Source organism: Tianweitania aestuarii (assembly GCF_018457165.1).
Classification (GTDB): domain Bacteria; phylum Pseudomonadota; class Alphaproteobacteria; order Rhizobiales; family Rhizobiaceae; genus Tianweitania; species Tianweitania aestuarii.
Genome location: NZ_JAFMNX010000001.1, coordinates 852,805 through 869,238 on the forward strand (window position 1 = coordinate 852,805; position 16,434 = coordinate 869,238).

At 62.4% G+C, this 16,434-nt stretch carries 21 protein-coding genes; 14 read left to right on the plus strand and 7 right to left on the minus strand.

The features are described 5' to 3' along the window. The first annotated feature begins 136 nt into the window (after window positions 1–136). From JYU29_RS04050 to JYU29_RS04085, 8 genes are all read left to right on the plus strand, one after another. Window positions 137–2,479: a putative monovalent cation/H+ antiporter subunit A gene (locus JYU29_RS04050; RefSeq protein ID WP_213983453.1), complete on the plus strand. Its 2,343-nt coding sequence runs from the start codon at window positions 137–139 to the stop codon at window positions 2,477–2,479. Further along, window positions 2,476–2,889, plus strand: coding sequence for a Na+/H+ antiporter subunit B (locus tag JYU29_RS04055; RefSeq protein ID WP_213983454.1), 414 nt, complete (start codon window positions 2,476–2,478; stop codon window positions 2,887–2,889). Before JYU29_RS04050 ends, JYU29_RS04055 begins: the two co-directional genes overlap by 4 nt. Next, complete coding sequence (locus tag JYU29_RS04060) at window positions 2,889–3,266, plus strand: Na+/H+ antiporter subunit C (RefSeq protein WP_213983455.1); 378 nt, start codon at window positions 2,889–2,891, stop codon at window positions 3,264–3,266. The genes JYU29_RS04055 and JYU29_RS04060 overlap by 1 nt, the downstream gene beginning before the upstream one ends. 31 nt (window positions 3,267–3,297) lie before the next feature. Beyond that, on the plus strand, window positions 3,298–4,803 hold the full coding sequence (locus JYU29_RS04065; protein WP_213984253.1) for a Na+/H+ antiporter subunit D: 1,506 nt from the start codon (window positions 3,298–3,300) through the stop codon (window positions 4,801–4,803). Beyond that, a complete protein-coding gene (locus tag JYU29_RS04070; RefSeq protein ID WP_213983456.1) occupies window positions 4,803–5,273 on the plus strand; it encodes a Na+/H+ antiporter subunit E in 471 nt (156 codons plus the stop codon). Before JYU29_RS04065 ends, JYU29_RS04070 begins: the two co-directional genes overlap by 1 nt. Continuing rightward, window positions 5,270–5,611, plus strand: a complete 342-nt coding sequence (locus JYU29_RS04075) for a cation:proton antiporter (protein ID WP_213983457.1) — start codon at window positions 5,270–5,272, stop codon at window positions 5,609–5,611. The genes JYU29_RS04070 and JYU29_RS04075 overlap by 4 nt, the downstream gene beginning before the upstream one ends. After that, window positions 5,608–5,979, plus strand: coding sequence for a monovalent cation/H(+) antiporter subunit G (gene mnhG, locus JYU29_RS04080; protein ID WP_213983458.1), 372 nt, complete (start codon window positions 5,608–5,610; stop codon window positions 5,977–5,979). Before JYU29_RS04075 ends, mnhG begins: the two co-directional genes overlap by 4 nt. Before the next feature lie 243 nt (window positions 5,980–6,222). After that, window positions 6,223–6,660 carry a Ros/MucR family transcriptional regulator gene (locus JYU29_RS04085; RefSeq protein WP_213983459.1) on the plus strand — a complete coding sequence of 146 codons (438 nt, stop codon included), beginning with the start codon at window positions 6,223–6,225 and terminating at the stop codon, window positions 6,658–6,660. Between the two features lie 71 nt (window positions 6,661–6,731). Here the strand turns inward: JYU29_RS04085 and JYU29_RS04090 are convergent, their stop codons facing one another. Then, entirely contained in the window at window positions 6,732–7,025 is a 294-nt protein-coding gene (locus JYU29_RS04090) for a cytoplasmic protein (RefSeq protein ID WP_213983460.1), read from the minus strand. 206 nt (window positions 7,026–7,231) lie between these two features. Here JYU29_RS04090 and JYU29_RS04095 point away from each other — a divergent pair, with 206 nt between their 5' ends. After that, entirely contained in the window at window positions 7,232–7,645 is a 414-nt protein-coding gene (locus JYU29_RS04095) for a helix-turn-helix domain-containing protein (protein ID WP_347879846.1), read from the plus strand. Then, the gene (locus JYU29_RS04100) at window positions 7,642–8,439 is read left to right on the plus strand and encodes a DUF6456 domain-containing protein (RefSeq protein WP_213983461.1); all 798 of its coding nucleotides are present in this window, start codon (window positions 7,642–7,644) and stop codon (window positions 8,437–8,439) included. Before JYU29_RS04095 ends, JYU29_RS04100 begins: the two co-directional genes overlap by 4 nt. A 3-nt stretch (window positions 8,440–8,442) precedes the next feature. Here JYU29_RS04100 and JYU29_RS04105 read toward each other — a convergent pair whose 3' ends face one another. Next, window positions 8,443–8,862 carry a SufE family protein gene (locus tag JYU29_RS04105; RefSeq protein WP_213983462.1) on the minus strand — a complete coding sequence of 140 codons (420 nt, stop codon included), beginning with the start codon at window positions 8,860–8,862 and terminating at the stop codon, window positions 8,443–8,445. 88 nt (window positions 8,863–8,950) lie between these two features. Beyond that, window positions 8,951–9,376: a DUF5330 domain-containing protein gene (locus tag JYU29_RS04110; protein WP_213983463.1), complete on the minus strand. Its 426-nt coding sequence runs from the start codon at window positions 9,374–9,376 to the stop codon at window positions 8,951–8,953. Between the two features lie 441 nt (window positions 9,377–9,817). Here JYU29_RS04110 and JYU29_RS04115 point away from each other — a divergent pair, with 441 nt between their 5' ends. Together JYU29_RS04115 and JYU29_RS04120 are read left to right on the plus strand one after the other, a co-directional pair. After that, window positions 9,818–11,587 (plus strand): PAS domain-containing sensor histidine kinase, encoded by a 1,770-nt coding sequence (locus JYU29_RS04115; RefSeq protein WP_213983464.1) that lies wholly within the window; start codon window positions 9,818–9,820, stop codon window positions 11,585–11,587. After that, window positions 11,547–12,353, plus strand: a complete 807-nt coding sequence (locus JYU29_RS04120; RefSeq protein WP_213983465.1) for a peptidoglycan-binding domain-containing protein — start codon at window positions 11,547–11,549, stop codon at window positions 12,351–12,353. The genes JYU29_RS04115 and JYU29_RS04120 overlap by 41 nt, the downstream gene beginning before the upstream one ends. 24 nt (window positions 12,354–12,377) lie before the next feature. Here the strand turns inward: JYU29_RS04120 and JYU29_RS04125 are convergent, their stop codons facing one another. Next, window positions 12,378–13,499: an NADH:flavin oxidoreductase gene (locus JYU29_RS04125; RefSeq protein WP_213983466.1), complete on the minus strand. Its 1,122-nt coding sequence runs from the start codon at window positions 13,497–13,499 to the stop codon at window positions 12,378–12,380. 144 nt (window positions 13,500–13,643) lie between these two features. Here JYU29_RS04125 and JYU29_RS04130 point away from each other — a divergent pair, with 144 nt between their 5' ends. Continuing rightward, a complete protein-coding gene (locus tag JYU29_RS04130; RefSeq protein WP_213983467.1) occupies window positions 13,644–13,988 on the plus strand; it encodes a DUF1491 family protein in 345 nt (114 codons plus the stop codon). On the opposite strand, the gene JYU29_RS04135 is transcribed toward JYU29_RS04130, so the two are convergent. Continuing rightward, the gene (locus tag JYU29_RS04135; protein WP_213983468.1) at window positions 13,985–14,905 is read right to left on the minus strand and encodes a hypothetical protein; all 921 of its coding nucleotides are present in this window, start codon (window positions 14,903–14,905) and stop codon (window positions 13,985–13,987) included. The two genes, JYU29_RS04130 and JYU29_RS04135, sit on opposite strands and share 4 nt — an antisense overlap. 149 nt (window positions 14,906–15,054) lie before the next feature. Here JYU29_RS04135 and JYU29_RS04140 point away from each other — a divergent pair, with 149 nt between their 5' ends. Next, window positions 15,055–15,261 (plus strand): hypothetical protein, encoded by a 207-nt coding sequence (locus JYU29_RS04140; protein WP_213983469.1) that lies wholly within the window; start codon window positions 15,055–15,057, stop codon window positions 15,259–15,261. 4 nt (window positions 15,262–15,265) lie between these two features. Here JYU29_RS04140 and JYU29_RS04145 read toward each other — a convergent pair whose 3' ends face one another. Both JYU29_RS04145 and JYU29_RS04150 read right to left on the minus strand, forming a co-directional pair. Further along, entirely contained in the window at window positions 15,266–15,814 is a 549-nt protein-coding gene (locus JYU29_RS04145) for a DUF1254 domain-containing protein (protein ID WP_213983470.1), read from the minus strand. Next, on the minus strand, window positions 15,807–16,394 hold the full coding sequence (locus tag JYU29_RS04150) for a DUF1214 domain-containing protein (protein WP_213983471.1): 588 nt from the start codon (window positions 16,392–16,394) through the stop codon (window positions 15,807–15,809). The genes JYU29_RS04145 and JYU29_RS04150 overlap by 8 nt, the downstream gene beginning before the upstream one ends. Between the last annotated feature and the right edge of the window lie 40 nt (window positions 16,395–16,434).

Here is a 16,434-nt window from a genome sequence, read left to right on the forward strand (position 1 = left end):
AGAAACCCGTGGATGAGGTGCTGGAGCTGCATTTCCGCTATTGTTTAGGGCATTTAGCGGGTGGCAGTTGGTCATGACACGCGATAGGCAGGCAAACCGACCGGGGCAGAGCCCGTTTTAACCTCCAGGGACAAGCATGAACCAAGGCACGGAAGCAGCACTGCTGATAGCGCTCGGCTTTCCCTTCGTGGGAGCCTTGCTCGCACCCCTGGTGATGCTGCGCTTCCCCCGAGGCGGCCCCTGGCTGCTCGCGCTTGCTCCGACCTTCGCCTTCATCACCTTTGCCGCGCAGATCGGAACGGTGAGCAGCGGCAACGCGCTTGTCGGCGGCCTTCCTTGGATTCCGAGCCTCGATGTCGGCCTGTCCTGGTATATCGACGGTCTGGCGCTTGCCTTTGCCTTGCTGGTTTCCGGCATCGGCATCCTGATCGTGCTTTACGCCGGCGGATATCTGAAGGGGCATCCGCATCACAGCCGCTTCATGAGCTTCCTTCTCCTGTTCATGGGCGCGATGCAGGGCCTGGTGGTGGCGGACGGGTTCCTGACGCTGTTCGTGTTCTGGGAACTGACCTCGATCACATCCTTCCTTCTGATCGGCTTCGATCATCAGCGCGAAGCCAGCCGCCGCGCGGCGTTGCAGGCGCTGGTTGTCACGGGAATGGGCGGTCTGGCGCTTTTGGCCGGTCTCGTCACCATCGGCATGGCCACTACGACTGATACGCTGTCGGGGCTTCTGGCCAATCCCGATGTCCTACGTTCGAGCGCGCTTTATGTGCCGGCGCTGATCCTGATCCTGCTTGCCGCCTTCACCAAGTCGGCGCAGTTTCCGTTCCACTTCTGGCTGCCCAACGCGATGGAAGCGCCGACGCCCGTTTCGGCCTATCTCCATTCTGCGACCATGGTGAAGGCCGGCGTTTATCTTCTGATGCGTTTGAACCCGGTTATGGGTGACACGGTTCTTTGGGAAACCATCCTGCCGCTGTTCGGTGGCGCGACGCTTCTGGTGGGCAGCGTGCTTGCGCTGCGCCAAAGCGATCTCAAGCTGATGCTGGCTTACACCACGATCGGTTCGCTCGGATTGCTGGTGATGCTGACGGGCTTCGGCACCGAAACGGCCGTGCTGGGCGCCGTGCTTTACCTCATCGCGCATGCTTTGTTCAAAGGCACGCTGTTCATGGTGGTGGGCATTCTCGACCATGAAACCGGAACGCGCCGGATCGAGGACCTGCGAGGCTTGCGCAGCGCCATGCCGCTGACCTTCGTCGCCGCACTCGGGGCAGGGCTGTCGATGGCCGGCATTCCGCTTTTCACGGGCTTCCTTGCCAAGGAAACGATCTACGAAGCGCTCCTTGCCGGCGGTGACGCCTGGTCGCTGCTTGTTCTGATCGTCATCATTCTCGGCAATGCCGCCATGGCGGCCGTTGGCCTGGCGGTGGGACTGACGCCCTTCACCGGTTCTCTGCGCCCGACGCCGCAAGCCCCGCATGAAGGCCCTGTTCTCCTGTGGCTGGGACCGGTGACACTGGCGACGTTCGGTCTTGCTCTGGCGCTTTTGTCGAGCGCGTTCTACGGCGCCTTTGCCGATCCGATGGCGAGCGCGGTGGCGGGCCTTGCCGTCGAAAACCACGCTTCGCCGTTCCCGCATGTCTCGCTCGCCTTTGGCCTGTCCTTGTTGACCTTGGCGATCGGCGTGGCGTTCTATCTCGGCCTTCAGGGCATGCGCCGCAGCATCGGCGGTGTGCTGACGGCGTTCGGCTGGGGACCGGATCGCGGCTTCGATCAGGTCATGCGCGGTCTGGTGACGCTGTCGGTGCGCGTCACGGGCGTGGTGCAGTCGGGACGGCTCGATGTGTATATCACCGTTGCCTTCGTTGTGGTTGCCGCCGCTCTCTGGATGCCGATGCTGCTTACGGGCGAACTGCCGGTTCTGCCCTCCATTCCGCAGCTTCTGCTGCATGAATGGGCCGTTCTTCTCGTGGCGGTGGTCGGGCTTTATGCCGTGGTGCGCACACGCAATCGCCTCACCGCCATTGTGTCGCTGGGGATCCAGGGCTTCGCCGTCGCGCTTCTGTTCCTTCTGATGGGCGCACCGGACCTGTCTTTCACCCAGTTCATGGTTGAAACCCTGTCGGTGGTGATCCTGGCGCTTGTGATGACGCGCATTAGACTGGAGCCGACCGATCACCGGCCTTGGAACGAAAAGCTGCTCGACGGTTCGATCGCGATCCTGTGCGGACTTGGCTTCGGCCTGCTGCTCCTGAAGGTGACGCAAGGCACGTTTGACGCGGCACTGAGCGCATTCTTCAGCGCCAATGCGCGGATCATCGCCCATGGCCGCAACGTGGTGAACGTGATCATTGTCGATTTCCGCGGCTTCGATACGCTGGGCGAGATCGCGGTGGTGACGATCACCGGTCTGGCGATCCTCGCCATCATCCGCATCGGCACGCCGCAGGCAAAGCAGGAGGATCGGACATGAGAACGCTGATCTTCCGGGCAATTGCGCCTTATCTGACCGCGTTGATGCTGCTGTTTTCGATCTTCGTGACCTTGCGCGGCCACAACGAGCCCGGCGGCGGGTTCATCGGCGGGCTTCTCGCGGCATCGGCCTTTGCGCTCTACGGCATCGCCTTCGGCGTCCCCGAAGCGCGACGGGCCATGTGGTTCCACCCGATCTCGGTGGCTGGAACGGGCCTGCTTCTGTCGGCGATCTCGGGCTTGCCGTCCTTCTTTCGCGGCACGCCCTACCTGACCGGTATCTGGACGACGGCGCCGGTGTTCCACTTCGACGTCGCGACGATCATCCTGTTCGATCTTGGCGTTTATCTCGTCGTGGCGGGCGCATTCGCGTCGATCGCGCTCGCGCTTGAAGACAACGGAGAACGTTGATGGAGGCCGTGCTCTCGATTCTGGTCGGCTTGTTCTTCACGGCCGGCATCTACCTGATGCTGTCGAAGGCAATCGTCCGCATTCTGTTGGGCGTCGTGGTGTTCGGCAATGCGGTGAACCTGCTGATCTTCACGGCAGGTCGCATCATGCGCGAAGTGCCGCCGGTGATGTCGCTCGACATGACGCAGCTGACCGGAGACACCGCCAATCCCTTGCCGCAGGCGCTGATCCTGACAGCGATCGTGATTTCCTTTTCCTTTTTCTCCTTCCTTCTGGTGCTGACCTTCCGCACCTATCAGGAGGTTGGCACCGACGACACGGTGAAGCTCAGGGTCGCAGAACCCGAGGGCAAGATCCTTCCGCCGATGGGATATTGACGTGGCCGGACCGATCGACATCACAGGCGCGATGATCACGACGCCGACACCTGCCGGCGACTGGCTGGCGGTTGTGCCCGTTGCGCTGCCCATTATCACGGGCGCCGCACTCCTGATGCTGCGCAAGCGCCTTCATTGGCAGGCGCCGATTGCGGTGGCCACGCTGGCGGTGGTCTTCCTGGCCACGCTCGCGCTTCTGGTGCGGGTCTGGACCTTTGGCACGGTGGTCATGACGATGGGGCGCTGGCTGCCGCCCTTCGGCATTTCCTTTACCGTGGATCTCCTTGGCGCATTGTTTGCCTGCACCGCCTCGCTGGTGGCGCTGGTTTGCAGCGTGGCGGCAGTGCAGTCGGTTGCGCGACCGGCGCGGCGCTACGGCTATTTCCCGTTCCTGCTTTTGACGGCGGTTGGCGTGAACGGCGCGTTTCTGACCGGCGACATCTTCAACCTCTATGTCTGGTTCGAAGTGTTCCTGATCTCCTCGTTCGGCCTGCTGGTGGTGGGCTCGACGCGCGCGCAGCTCGACGGCACGCTGAAATACGGCGTGCTGAACCTGATCGGAACGACCCTGTTCCTGATCGCGACGGGCTATCTCTACGGCATCTTCGGCACGCTCAACATGGCCGATGTCATCAGAAAGGTGCCGGCGGTCGAGGGCGCGCCGCTGATGACGCTGGCGACGCTTTATCTTGCGGCTTTTTCCATGAAGGCGGCGGCGTTTCCGGTGCAGGCCTGGTTGCCGGCTTCTTATCACACGCCCAATGTCGTGACCTCGGCCTTCTTCGGCGGCGTGCTGACGAAGATCGGCGTTTATGCGCTGCTGCGCGTTCTGGTGCTTTTGTTTCCACTCCAGCTTGCCGGCCTGTCGGGCGTAATCGGCTGGGTTGCGGCCGCAACCATGGTGCTCGGTGCGCTCGGTGCGCTGGCGCAAAGCGATATCCGCCGCATGGTGGGCTTTCTCGTGATCTCCGGCGTCGGCGTGATGCTCGCCGGGCTTGCGGTTGGCACGGGGCCGGCGCTGGCCGGCGGCATCTTCTACGCGATGCATTCCATGATCGCACTGACGGCGCTTTACCTGCTGGCCGGACTTGTTGCCGAACGCGCCGGCAGTTCGTCGCTGCATGTGGTTGCCGGCCTGTCTTCGGCACCGGTTCTGATCATCGCCGCCTTTATCCTGATGTTGTCCATCGCCGGCCTGCCGCCAGGTTCGGGGCTTTGGCCGAAGATCATGGTGGTGCAGGCGGCCCTGGAAGCGCAGCATGGCTGGCTTACGGCGGCAGTTCTTCTGTCCAGCCTGTTGACGGTGATCACGCTCGGACGCTTCTTCCTGTTCGTTTTCTGGCGTCCTCCCGTCGCCGATGGGCTGGGCGAACGGCCGAAGCGGCTGATGTCTCCCGGACCCATGCTGGCGCTGACCTTCCTGGCCGTCGTAATGGGGCTTTATCCTGAACCCTTCGTGCGGGCTGCCAGCCACGCTGCGGACGGGCTTCTTCAACCGGATGCCTATGTGCGCGCCGTTTTCGGAGAACAGGGCTGATGCCGATCTTGCTCGCCGGCTTGTTTACGCTGATCTGGCTCGGCATCACCGGAAGCTGGACGCTGCCGAACCTCATCCTCGGCCTTCTGCTGTCGATCGTTGCCCTGATGCTGGTGCGCTTCCAGCTCGGCACGCCGCAGACGGTTCGTCGCCCTGTGAAGATCCTGGCGCTTGTTGCGCTGTTTGTGGTCGAACTCATCAAGTCCGCCTGGCGCGTGCTTGTGCTGGTGACGAAGCCGCGCATGGACGTGAAACCGGGAATCATCGTCTATCCCTTGCGGGTGCAGAGCGATTTCCAGATCGCGCTTCTGGCCAATCTGATCACGCTGACGCCGGGCACGCTGACGGTGGATGTGACGGATGATCGAAGCCGCCTGATCATTCACGCGCTCGATGCGGTTGATCCCGATGCCGTGCGCGCGGATATCGAACAGGGCTTCGAGCGATTGATCCTGGAGGCGTTCGGATGAGCCTTTCCGCCGACTTTCTATGGGTTGCGATCCATATTGCCCTGGGTGTGCTGAGCCTTGCGTTCCTGATGGTGACCTGGCGCGTGTTGCGCGGGCCGACCTTGCCGGACCGGGTGGTCGGCCTCGACGCGCTCGTGGTGATCGCCATCGGCTTCATTGCCACGATCGGGATCAAAACCGGCTTCACCCTCTATGTCGACATCGCGCTGGCATTGGGGCTCGTGGGCTTCCTCGCAACCGTCGCCTTCGCCCGTTTCACGCTCAGCCTGCAGGGCAAGATCCAGCAGCAGAACGACGAGCAGGACGAAAGAGAAGAGAACGAAGGAAAGGGCGCATGATCGAGATCATCAGCAATACGGTTGCCGCGATCCTTTTGCTTGTTGGATCGATCTTTACTTTGACCGCAGCCATCGGATTGCTGCGGCTGCCTGATGTGTATTCACGCATGCATGCCGCCTCGAAAGTCGGCACGCTCGGCTCCTGCGTCATTTTGCTCGCGCTGGCGGTTGTGGAAGCCGATCTCACGGTTGCGACCCGTGTGGTGGCCGCCATTACGTTTTTTATTATTACCGCGCCGATTTCCGCGCATCTGCTCGCGCGCGCTGCGCTGACCGCAGGTTATCCGCTTTGGGAGGGCTCTGTGCGCAACGAAACCGATAAGATGACTGATATTGTCAGGCCTCGACGGGCGGATGCAGACGAATAGTCGCTTATTGGTGCAGCGGCATATTGTCAGATAAGCTGAGGCCCTTTCTTGCCGCTGCTGCAATACGGGCGTGCTTAACGCTCGCTTAGGCTCCTATATTAATGAATATTCATTTGACAGGCGTCTATGTCTTCACCAAATAGGGGGAATGCTTGAATGCGCTATGCCAAGCGTATGGCCATTTGCCCGATCCGCGCAGTTTGCGCTTGAAGTGATTTCACGACCCTTTTGGAACCGCCTGTTATGCAAGTTGAGAATACTCCCACACGTAATGACGATGCTTTGATGGAACTGACTGCCGATGTTGTGGCTGCTTATGTCAGCAACAATTCGGTTCCTGCTTCTGAATTGCCAAATCTAATTTCGGAAATTCACGCGGCCCTGGGTCGCGTTGGAAATGCTGCTGTCGCCGCCGAGCCGGTTGTTCAAGACAAGCAGAAGCCTGCCGTCAATCCGAAGAAGTCGGTGCAGGACGATTACATCGTATGTCTTGAAGACGGCAAGAAGTTCAAGTCGCTCAAGCGCCACCTGATGACCCATTACAGCATGACGCCCGAACAGTATCGCGAGAAGTGGGGTCTCGACTCCAACTATCCGATGGTTGCGCCGAACTATGCGGCAGCACGTTCGCAGCTCGCCAAGTCGATGGGTCTTGGCCGCAAGCCGAAGTCGGCACGCTAAGCTTACCCCTTCTGACCTGATCAAAGCGGCGCTTCGGCGCCGCTTTTTGATTCTGCGCCCTTTGCTTGGTGTTACGCCGCAAGCGGCTCGCTACCCTCAAGCCGAACCAGCCGATCCAGAGCCTGCTTCATCGCGATGTGGCGGTTGAGATCGTAGCTCCAGTGGCGGTTGATGCCGCGCAGCCGCTCGCGCTCGATCATGCGGCGCAGGCGGGCAGCAATCTTCAGGCGCTCCGGCCCGGTTGATCTCAGCGCTGCGGCGAGATCAATCCCGCTCAAGATGAACACGGCGGCGGTCTGCCTTGCGTGATCGCTATACTGCGCCTTGGCACGCAGAAACGCGGCCTTTTCCTGTTTGATGGTCATCGATGAACTCCGCTTCAGATTGGCGGAGATCATCACCTTGCCCGGAAGGGGGTGGGGATCGGATTGATGTGAGAAACACTGCCATTTCTCAAAAGGTCTCGCGAGATCAACTCGTTAGACCTTCGTCGTGTTCTCGGCTGTTCCTTTTTTGTTCACATGCGTCGCTGCGTTCAATATAAGAACGTATTCCTATATCGGGAGAGCGCGTGGTGGGAACGAGTGCTGCAAGACAGGTGGACGAGGCCGAGAAAGAGGTGGAATGCGCAACGGAGGAAGAGCGGCAAAAGAACGAAGAAACGATCGTGGAACTCTGTGACTGCGTGATCGATCTGACGTCGGCCTTTTACAATGTGTGCGGCAAGGAGATGCGGATGCCGGGGCGCTCGCGCGGGCAGGTCGCACGCATCCGGCAGATCGCCATGTATGTCGCCCATACCGTTCTCGACATGAGCATGGCCGAGGTTGGTCGCGGCTTCGGGCGTGATCGCACGACGGTGCTGCATGCCGTGCACCTGATCGAGGACCTGCGCGACGATCCCACCTTCGATGCGATTCTGGCGCGCACGGAACATCTCGCAAAAACGGTGATGCGCGGCCGCAAAGTCTGGAGCCTGCGATGAGCGATCAACTTCCTATGCAACAACAAAGCCGCCGGGTGATCATCTTCCTGGGCAAGCAGGGCGCGGAGCTGGAAACCACGGCAACCGGCAAGGTGATGCTGCGCAGCGAACGCGGGGTTATTGCGGTGGCGGCCAGTGTGGTTGCCGGCCTCATCGAGCAAGGCCTGGTGGCGCGCGATGGCGCTTCAATCGGTCTGACCGAGGCGGGCAAGATGGCGCGTCGCGATCAGGCCGAGGGTTTGGGGACGCAGCCGCGCGAACTCGGCCAGACCAACATGCAAACGGAGGATGGCTGGGAAAGCGTCACGATCAATCTGGCCGAGTCGCCGCTGGCGCAGATCGCGCGCCGACGGGGGAGGGATGGCCGGGCTTATCTGAGCGAGGCGGAACTACGCGCCGGCGAGCGCTTGCGCTCGGATTTCACGCGCGGGCAGCTGATGCCGAAGCTCGGCGCGACCTGGCAGGCGCTGGCGGGTTCGAGCGGACGTGGGAGCGGCGGGGCGGGTGGCGCTGTCGATCTGACGGATGCGGCACTTGCCGCGCGTCAGCGGGTGGAAAAGGCTGTGGATGCGACGGGACCGGAACTCTCCGGCGTGCTCCTTGATATCTGCTGCTTTCTCAAGGGGCTGGAACAGGTGGAAGCGGAACGCGGCTGGCCGGTGCGCTCGGGCAAGGTCATGCTGAAGGCAGCACTGGGCGCGCTGGCACGCCATTACGAGCCGGCACGCCAGTCAGGCACACGGCCGCGCAGCTTCCACTGGGGTGCGGAGGATTACCGGCCGGTGATCGGTTGAGGCTTAGCCTGCAGCGGCCTGCGCGTCCGAGCGGATGCGCTGAACCATGGAGCGCAAACCGTTCGAGCGCTGCGGGCTGAGATGCTCATTCAAGCCGAGCTCGCGCATCGTCTCGTCGAAGTCGACGGTGAGGATTTCGGATGCGTGCCGACCGGAATACAGCGCCAGAACGATCGCCACGAGACCGCGCACGATATGGGCATCGGAATCGCCCTGATAGGTCAGCACGGGATCCTGGTCGCCAGACTTCTCGCCGTGAAGCCAGACCTGGCTGGCGCAACCGCGCACCTTGTGGGCTTCGTCGCGCACAGCTTCCGGGTAGGGCGGAAGGTCCTGCCCGAGCTCGATGACATAACGGTAGCGATCTTCCCAATCGTCGAGAAGGGAAAAGTCGGAGCGGATCGTGTCGATGGAAGCGGTCATGGCGCGGGATATAGGACAGAGCTGGCCGAGCGTCATCAAGCTAGCGCGGCCGAAAGCGAGAAAGGTGCAGGCCGGGGTGGGGGGAGGTTTAGGAATGCGGCGCGTCGAGCGGGCGGGCGGACGGAACCGGGATCACGAAACTGTCGGCAGTCACGGCAGGCGCGGCTTCAGCCGGCGCGGGCAAAAGCGCTGCAGCTGGTTCGACAATGGCAGGGGCACCGCTGACCGGCGGCTTTGCGTGTGTTTCAGGCACTTCGGGATCCACCATTTCGATCGCGAGCCGCGCGCTTTCGCGGGCACGCACGCTGATCGTGTCGAAGGCGGCGCGGCCGGTTTCGCAGACATCCGGCTTGCGCTCGCACAGGCCCGCAACGTCGCTCATCGCTTCCTTGGCGGCGAAGAAGGTCTGGATCGGGCCGACCGAGGGCGCATCGCTATCTTCGCCGCCGAATCCGAAGGGCAGCGCCAGAAGCACCAGCGAGAACCAAAATCCTATCCGCAGCAGAAACGTCATCGCGACATCCCCAAGAAGGCCAGCATCCAGTGCCTCTACCTGATCGTTTCCCGCCGCAGTCACCCAAGGCGACAAGCGGCATTACCTTCTATTCTAGGTAAAGCCGGCTGGTTTGTCATGGGTATAAGATCGGCGAAAAGGCGAAATAAATCAGGTGGTTCGTCTAAACCTTTCATTAACCATGTAAGCTGCTGACTTTGTTTGAGCCGGACGAGAAGTGTCGCCTTCCGGAGGCGCAGCGCGGCGGAACTGCGCCTACAAGAAAAAGGCTACCTGTCGTTAACCATACGGGTAATCGGAACGCCGGGAATGCGCGGTTGCGCCATTTCGGTACGGCACAAAAGGGTCCCTTTAGCGCGAGCTTATCTCTTCCTTAAACGCTGGATGCGACCTTCCCCCTCGATGAAGTTTCGCTCCGGCGAATGAAGTGAGTGCGTTGTATTGAGTCATTCAGCCCGCAGTTCCGGCGATTGGAAAGCTGGCCTCGTTGCCGCTTGCCGACGGCTGGTGAACGCGCGCGCCTCCAAGGAGGACGCGAAGCGCCACTTGCGCCTGACCGGCCTCCTTCTGCTTGGACCACTGGCGTTGGCCGCTCTCGCAACGCCTTATCTTTCCGCGGTTTATTCCGCGCCCATCATGCTGGCGCTGATCTGCGTTGCGATTGCCGCATCGTGGACCACGGTTGCGGCGCTGGCTTCCACCGGGCGCTTCGCGCCGGCAGCTTTTGCTGCGCTGTTGCTGGGTGCGCTTGGGGTGATCACCGTCGTGGCTTGCGCCGGCGGCGCGGGATCACCGGCCGCCCTTCTTCTGGGTGCTTTGCCGATCGAAGCCTGGTGGGCCGGCCGCAGCCGCCGCGCCTTGCAGGCCGGCAGCATCGTAGGTGCGGCAGCGCTTGGCACGATCGTCGGACTGCATGCCTTCAATATGCTGCCTGACGTGCCCGGTGGTTTGTGGCACTGGCTGTTGCCGGTGGGCTATCTGCTGACGCTGGTTCTGCGCCGTGATGATTGGGTCGGCCCGAGCGTTGTTCTGCGCGATGAGGGCATGTCGGAGCTCGACACGCTGTCGGACTGCGCCGTGCTGCGGCTCGATACATCCGGCGAAGTGCTGAGCGCCAATGCGCGCTCGAAGGACATTCTCGGCCTGCCGACCGAGCATCTGCTGGGTTCGGCTTTGTTCGACCGCCTGCATGTGTCGGACCGCGTGATCTACATGACCGCGCTTGCGAACCTACGGTTGACGGGTGCGATGCAGTCGGTGGATCTGCGGATCCGCGTGCCGGATGGCGAAACGGGATCGGCGGTGCACCTCTTCACGGTGTCGATGACGCAGCGCGCAGCCGATCTCAGCGTTTTCCTGCTGATCCGCAACCGCCAGGATTATGCCGACCTTCTGCGCCAGGCGACGATCGCCACCGAGCGGGCGGACAGTCTGGATGTCGCCAAGAGCCGCTTTTTGGCAGCCGTCAGCCACGAACTGCGCACGCCGCTGAACGCGATCATCGGTTTTTCCGACATGATGATCCAGGGCATGGCCGGACCTTTCGCCGATCAGCGGCAGGCCGAATATGTCGGCATCGTGCGCGATAGCGGTCAGCATCTGCTTTCGGTCGTCAATTCCATCCTCGACGTGTCGAAGATCGAATCCGGCACCTATACGATCGCGCCTGAGCCGTTCCGCTTCGAGGAAGCTGTGGAATTCTGCCGCTCGATGATGGCGGGACAGGCGCAGGCCAAGCATGTTGCGCTTCGGGTTCAGATCGAGCGCAATGTGGGTGAGCTGTGCGGGGACCGCCGTGCGATCCAGCAGACCTTGATCAATCTCGTCGGCAACGCCATCAAGTTCACGCCCGAAGGCGGCGCGGTCACGGTTGGCGCGCATCGGCAGGGACGCAAGCTGCAGTTCTGGATCAGCGATACGGGAATCGGCATCGCCGATTGCGATCTGGCCCAGCTCGGTCGTCCATTCGTGCAGGTGCGCAACGATTACACCCGCCATCACGAGGGCGCGGGGCTGGGATTGTCGATCGTAAAGGGGCTGGTGGAACTGCATCACGGCACCTTTGCCGTTGCCAGCAAGCCAGGCGAGGGAACAACGGTAACGGTGACGCTTCCGGTCGATGGACCGGATCAAACCTCGATGAACGAGGGAATGGACTGGATGGTGGATCATGGCACGCAAAACGCAGAAACCTACCGCAAGAGCGCGTAAGCAGCCAGCAGCCCCGGAGCGGGCGCCGGTCGCCGACAGCTTCGTGCGGCGGGCTGCGGCTGCAGGCGGCGCTGCCGTTGCGCGCAACCCGATGATGGTTGGCGGCACGACGGCGTTCATGATCGCCCTGTTTTTCGTGTCGGCGAATGCGATGTGGTATCAGCCGCATTTCCACAAGGGCGCGTTCTTCCCCACGCGCGACCTGCCGCAAAACGCCTTGCCGCTAGAAGGCGAGGCACCGAGGCAAGCTGAGCCGACCACCGGCTCGGTGGAGCCCCAGGGCGATCCGACGGTGCTGCAGGTGCAGACGGTTCTGCAGGACCTCAAGCTTTATCGCGGCGAGATCGATGGGCGGCTCGGCACGGACACGGCCGAAGCGATCCTGACCTATCAGAAGATCGTCGGCCAGCCGATGACGGGTGAGATCGACGACGGACTTTTGTCGCAGCTCGGCGTTTCCACGAGCACGGCTTCGATCCGGCCAACCGCATCTCCCGCAGCACCGGTGTCAGACCCGACGACGCGTGCGCATGAAGCGGGGACGGACGCAGTCGTGGCCTCCGGACTGCCGACGCATGAACGCATCAGCCGGATCCAGGCGGGCTTGCGGGCTTTCGGCAATGAAAGTGTCGAGATCGACGGCATGGTCGGCACCAAGACCCGCAATGCCATTCGTGAGTTCCAGTCGCTGTTCGGTCTGGATGTGACCGGCGAGCCCGACGAGGAGCTCTACGCCAAGATGCGCGAGATCGGCCTGACCAGTTAAGATCAGGCCGACTGCCGAAGGCTGTTAAACCAGTTCGCCGAGGCTCGCGGCGTCGAAGTTCATCATGCCCGCTTCGTCCTGCGCGCGGATCTTCGTGACCCATTGCGGATCGGCGATCAGGGCACGGCCGACCGCGATCAGGTCGAACTCCTCGCGTTCCATCCGGCGCAGCAACTGGCTGATGTCGCTGCGCTGTGAGTTCTCGCCCTTGAAGGCGCCCATGAAGTCGCTGGACAGGCCGACCGAGCCGACGCTGATCGTGGGCGCGCCAGTGAGCTTCTTGGCCCAGCCCGCGAAGTTCAGGCCTTCCGCACCATCCACATCGGCGAATTCCGGTTCCCAGAAGCGGCGCTGCGAGCAATGCAGAATATCGGCGCCGGCTTCCACCATAGGCACGAGCCAGTCGCTCATCTCGTCCGGGGTGTGGGCGAGGCGCGTGGTGTAGTCCTGCTGCTTCCATTGGCTGAGGCGCAGGATCACGGGGAAGTCGGGACCAACGGCGGCACGCACGGCCTTGATGACCTCCACGGCAAAGCGCGACCGCTCCTTGAGCGTCGGGCCGCCCCAGGCGTCGGTGCGCTCATTGGTGCCGTTCCAGAAGAACTCGTCGATCAGGTAGCCGTGGGCGCCATGCACTTCGACCGTGTCGAAGCCGAGCCGCTTGGCTTCGGCTGCCGAGCGTGCGAAGGCGGCGATCGTGTCTGCGATCATTTCCTCCGTCATGGCAACGCCGTGCTTCTTGCCGGGAGCAAGCAGGCCGGATGGGCTTTCGATCGGCTCGGGCTGCGCCCAATCGAGGCCCTTGATGACCGTGGAACCGGTATGCCAGATCTGCGGACCCATCTTGCCGCCGGCAACATGAACCGTGTCGATGACGTTTTTCCAGCCAGCCAGAGCGGCGTCGCCGTGGAAGAAGGGAATGCCCGGATGATTGCGCGAGCCGGGACGGTCGATCACCGTGCCTTCCGACAGGATCAAACCGACATCACCCTCGGCGCGGCGGCGGTAGTAAGCGGCATTGGTCTCGCCAGGAATGCCTTCCGGCGCCATGGTTCGCGTCATGGGGGCCATGACGATGCGGTTCTTGAGATGCAGGGATTTCAGTTGAAACGGCTGAAACAGCACGTCGACATTGGGAAAAGACATAAAGCAAAAGCTCCGTGGATTAAGAGGCTGAGGTATGCACGCGAAATCAGGTGTCAATAATGACAATGTCGGGTTTGACGTCGAAGACGCCGATCACGGCGCATAATGGGGGAACGCAGAATCTCATGAATGGAACGGTCTGACATGCGGCTGACATCGGATTTCTTTGTTTCGGCCCTGACGCGGCGCGTGTTCGGCGATGGCGGCTTTGCGGCCGTTGTGCGCCGGGGCGCTACGGAAGCGGGGGCCGTGTTCGTGACGACGCGCAACCGCATGGGCGAGGTGAGCCTGTTCGGGCCGGCACCGCAAACGAGCTATGACGAGAAACAACCGAGCGATCGGCAGTTCTCGCTCATGCTCGCAGGATCGGATGATGCGGCCGTGGAAGCGCGGCTGGCCAAGGAAATGCGCTTCGATCCCGATATCTGGGTGATCGAGATCGAACCCGGCAGGCTGACGGTGGAAGAGCTTTTGTCCGTGGCTGTTTAAGCGACCTGATGGGCGCGCTGCGACTGCACAGCGTCGGTATTGCCGTTGCCGGCCATGCGGCGGCTGACGCCGGCGAACACGGCATCGGCCTGGTACAGGCGCAGCGTGGCCGCCGCTTCTTCCGGTGAGATCGCTTCATAGCGGGCCACGAAGGTCTGGATCGCCTGGGCATGACCGAAGCCGGCCGGATAGGTTGCGGCAACAAGCAGGAAGGCCTGTTCCGGAACGAGGCGCAGCGCCTTCAACACGCGCGACAGATCGCGCTTGTCGGTCGAGGCCACGATGGAATGGGCCTGACCGCCTTCGATCTCCAGCGCCTCGGCCAGTGCCGTTTCGAAGAAGGGAACCGAGCCGGTCAAAGCGGTTGCGCGAAGTTTCTCATAAGCAGGATGAGCGGAAGGCTTTTGCCCAGAAGCAGCGTCGACCGGCTGCATCATGGCGCGCAGGCTGTTGCGCGCGGCTTCGGCGATGTTGGGATTGGCGAGACGCTGGTGCGACAGCAGAGCTTTCTCGATCAGCACGGCGGTTGGCGGCGTGAGATCCTTGCGCTGGATGATGACGCGGGCATGGCTGGCGCCTTTGCGGCCGACAAGGGCAACGAGATCGACATCGGCCAGAGCCTTGGACTTCAGGAGCAGCGGCGCGGCGATCTCGATGCGTTCGCTGGCAAGGCGACGCACGAGGGCTGGCGGAGCGAAGCTGCTTTCGCTGAGAACGGCGGAAACGTAGCGCAGCGAGTCTTCCGAGACGCTGTCGTAGAGCTGCAGGCACAGCTCTTCCAGCTGGATGATGTCGCGCCGGCTTGGCCGCGTCAGCGCGCAGAATGCCGAGATCGCAGCACGAAACAGGCGATCCGCGCGGCTCGCATCGTGCTTCTCAGCAATATGGCGGAAATCCTGTGACGCGGGCATGTTCATGAGTTGAAAAAGGAGCCTGAAAGGCGACCGGGCGCCCATCGATCAAATTAGCTGCGAGGCGTTAGCAAGCCATTAACTGTCAGCTGGCTCCATAGAAAACGGAGGCGTTGCGTCACTTGCTCCTATCGAGATGAGAGGGCTTGCAGATCATGGCGAATATATTGGACTTCACACCACGTGCCCAGTTGAAGACGGGCATGAAGAAGGCGGATCGGCATCAGCCGGATGCGCCGGCAGAGATCATCATTTTTCCGGGCATCCGCTACGAGCGGATCAAGGGCGAGCAGGCGGGGTCTGCGCGGCGCGATGTGGCGCTGCGGCTGACCGGCACGGTGCCGGCCTTGTTGCAGCGCTGAGGCTTCAGCCCAGCGGCTCGCAGTCGAGGTCGCGGAAGAAGCGGTCGGCGACGCCGGTCCAGCTTTGGTTGGGCACAAGCGCGCGCACGAGCACGATGCCCTGGCTGGTCGTGCTTTCGATGAACACGGCACGCTCGAGCTCGGGCGGCATGGCGCGACGCATTTCGATCATCTGCATGGGCGACAGGATCACCACGTCGAGCGACCCGGTGGCGGAAGCGCGATCGGTGAGGCTGTAGGTGGTCTGGCCGGCGCGGTCGTGGATCGACAGGCTCCAGAACGGCAGCTGATGCGGCGTGGACAGTTTCAGCCCGCCATCATCCAGATCGAAGCGGCAGGCGGCGGCGCGAAACAGCGGATCGCCATCGCGCACCAGCGGCACGACATCGGCACCGGAACCCGTGGCCGGCGTGACCTGATAAAGCTCGCCGGCAGCTTCCAGCTGGCTCCAGGCATCGCGGCTGGTGGTGGTGGGAATGAGAAACAGGATCGCGATGTGGATGATCGCGGCACCCACCAGGCCAACGAGGATCGCGTAAAGCAGCTTACCCATCGCAGGCAATCCGGCGAATGGAAGGAAGCACGCTGTCGGTGAGGTCGGTTCGGTTGGCGATCGGCGTGTCGTAGAGCGTCAGAACGAGCTGCATCGAGCCGGTGCCGGAAACGGGCAGCCAGTTTCCGGCAACAGGCTCGGCGCCGACTTCCAGAACAAAGCGCGTCGTTTCGGCTTCGCGCAGAATGGCCAGCGAACTGGTCGCGGCGGCGCGCTCGCCGATGCCATCGAGCAGCGCGTGTTTTTCATCCGTGGCATAGAGCGTCCAGAAGCGAGCCGGCGGCGTTTCGCCTTCAACTCGATAACGGCACCGGATGCTGAGCGGCTGGTTCTCCGTATCTTCTGACGCGCGGAACTCCACGCCTTCGGCGCGACCAAGCGCCAGCCCGCCTTCGCGGGCATAACGCGCCTGCATGTAGGGATCGGCATCGGGCGTGCCGATATCGGGGAAGGCCACCCACGGGCCGACGTGGATCGCGCCGAAGCTCGCGCTGTGGTTGAGCGCATAAAGCACGCTGCCAGCACCGCCGCCGATGGCGATGGCGAGAGCGAGACAAACGAGAAGAACGGTTTTCAGCATGCAGACGCCGTGGCGAGGTGTCCCGCCTTAGCGTGAGCCG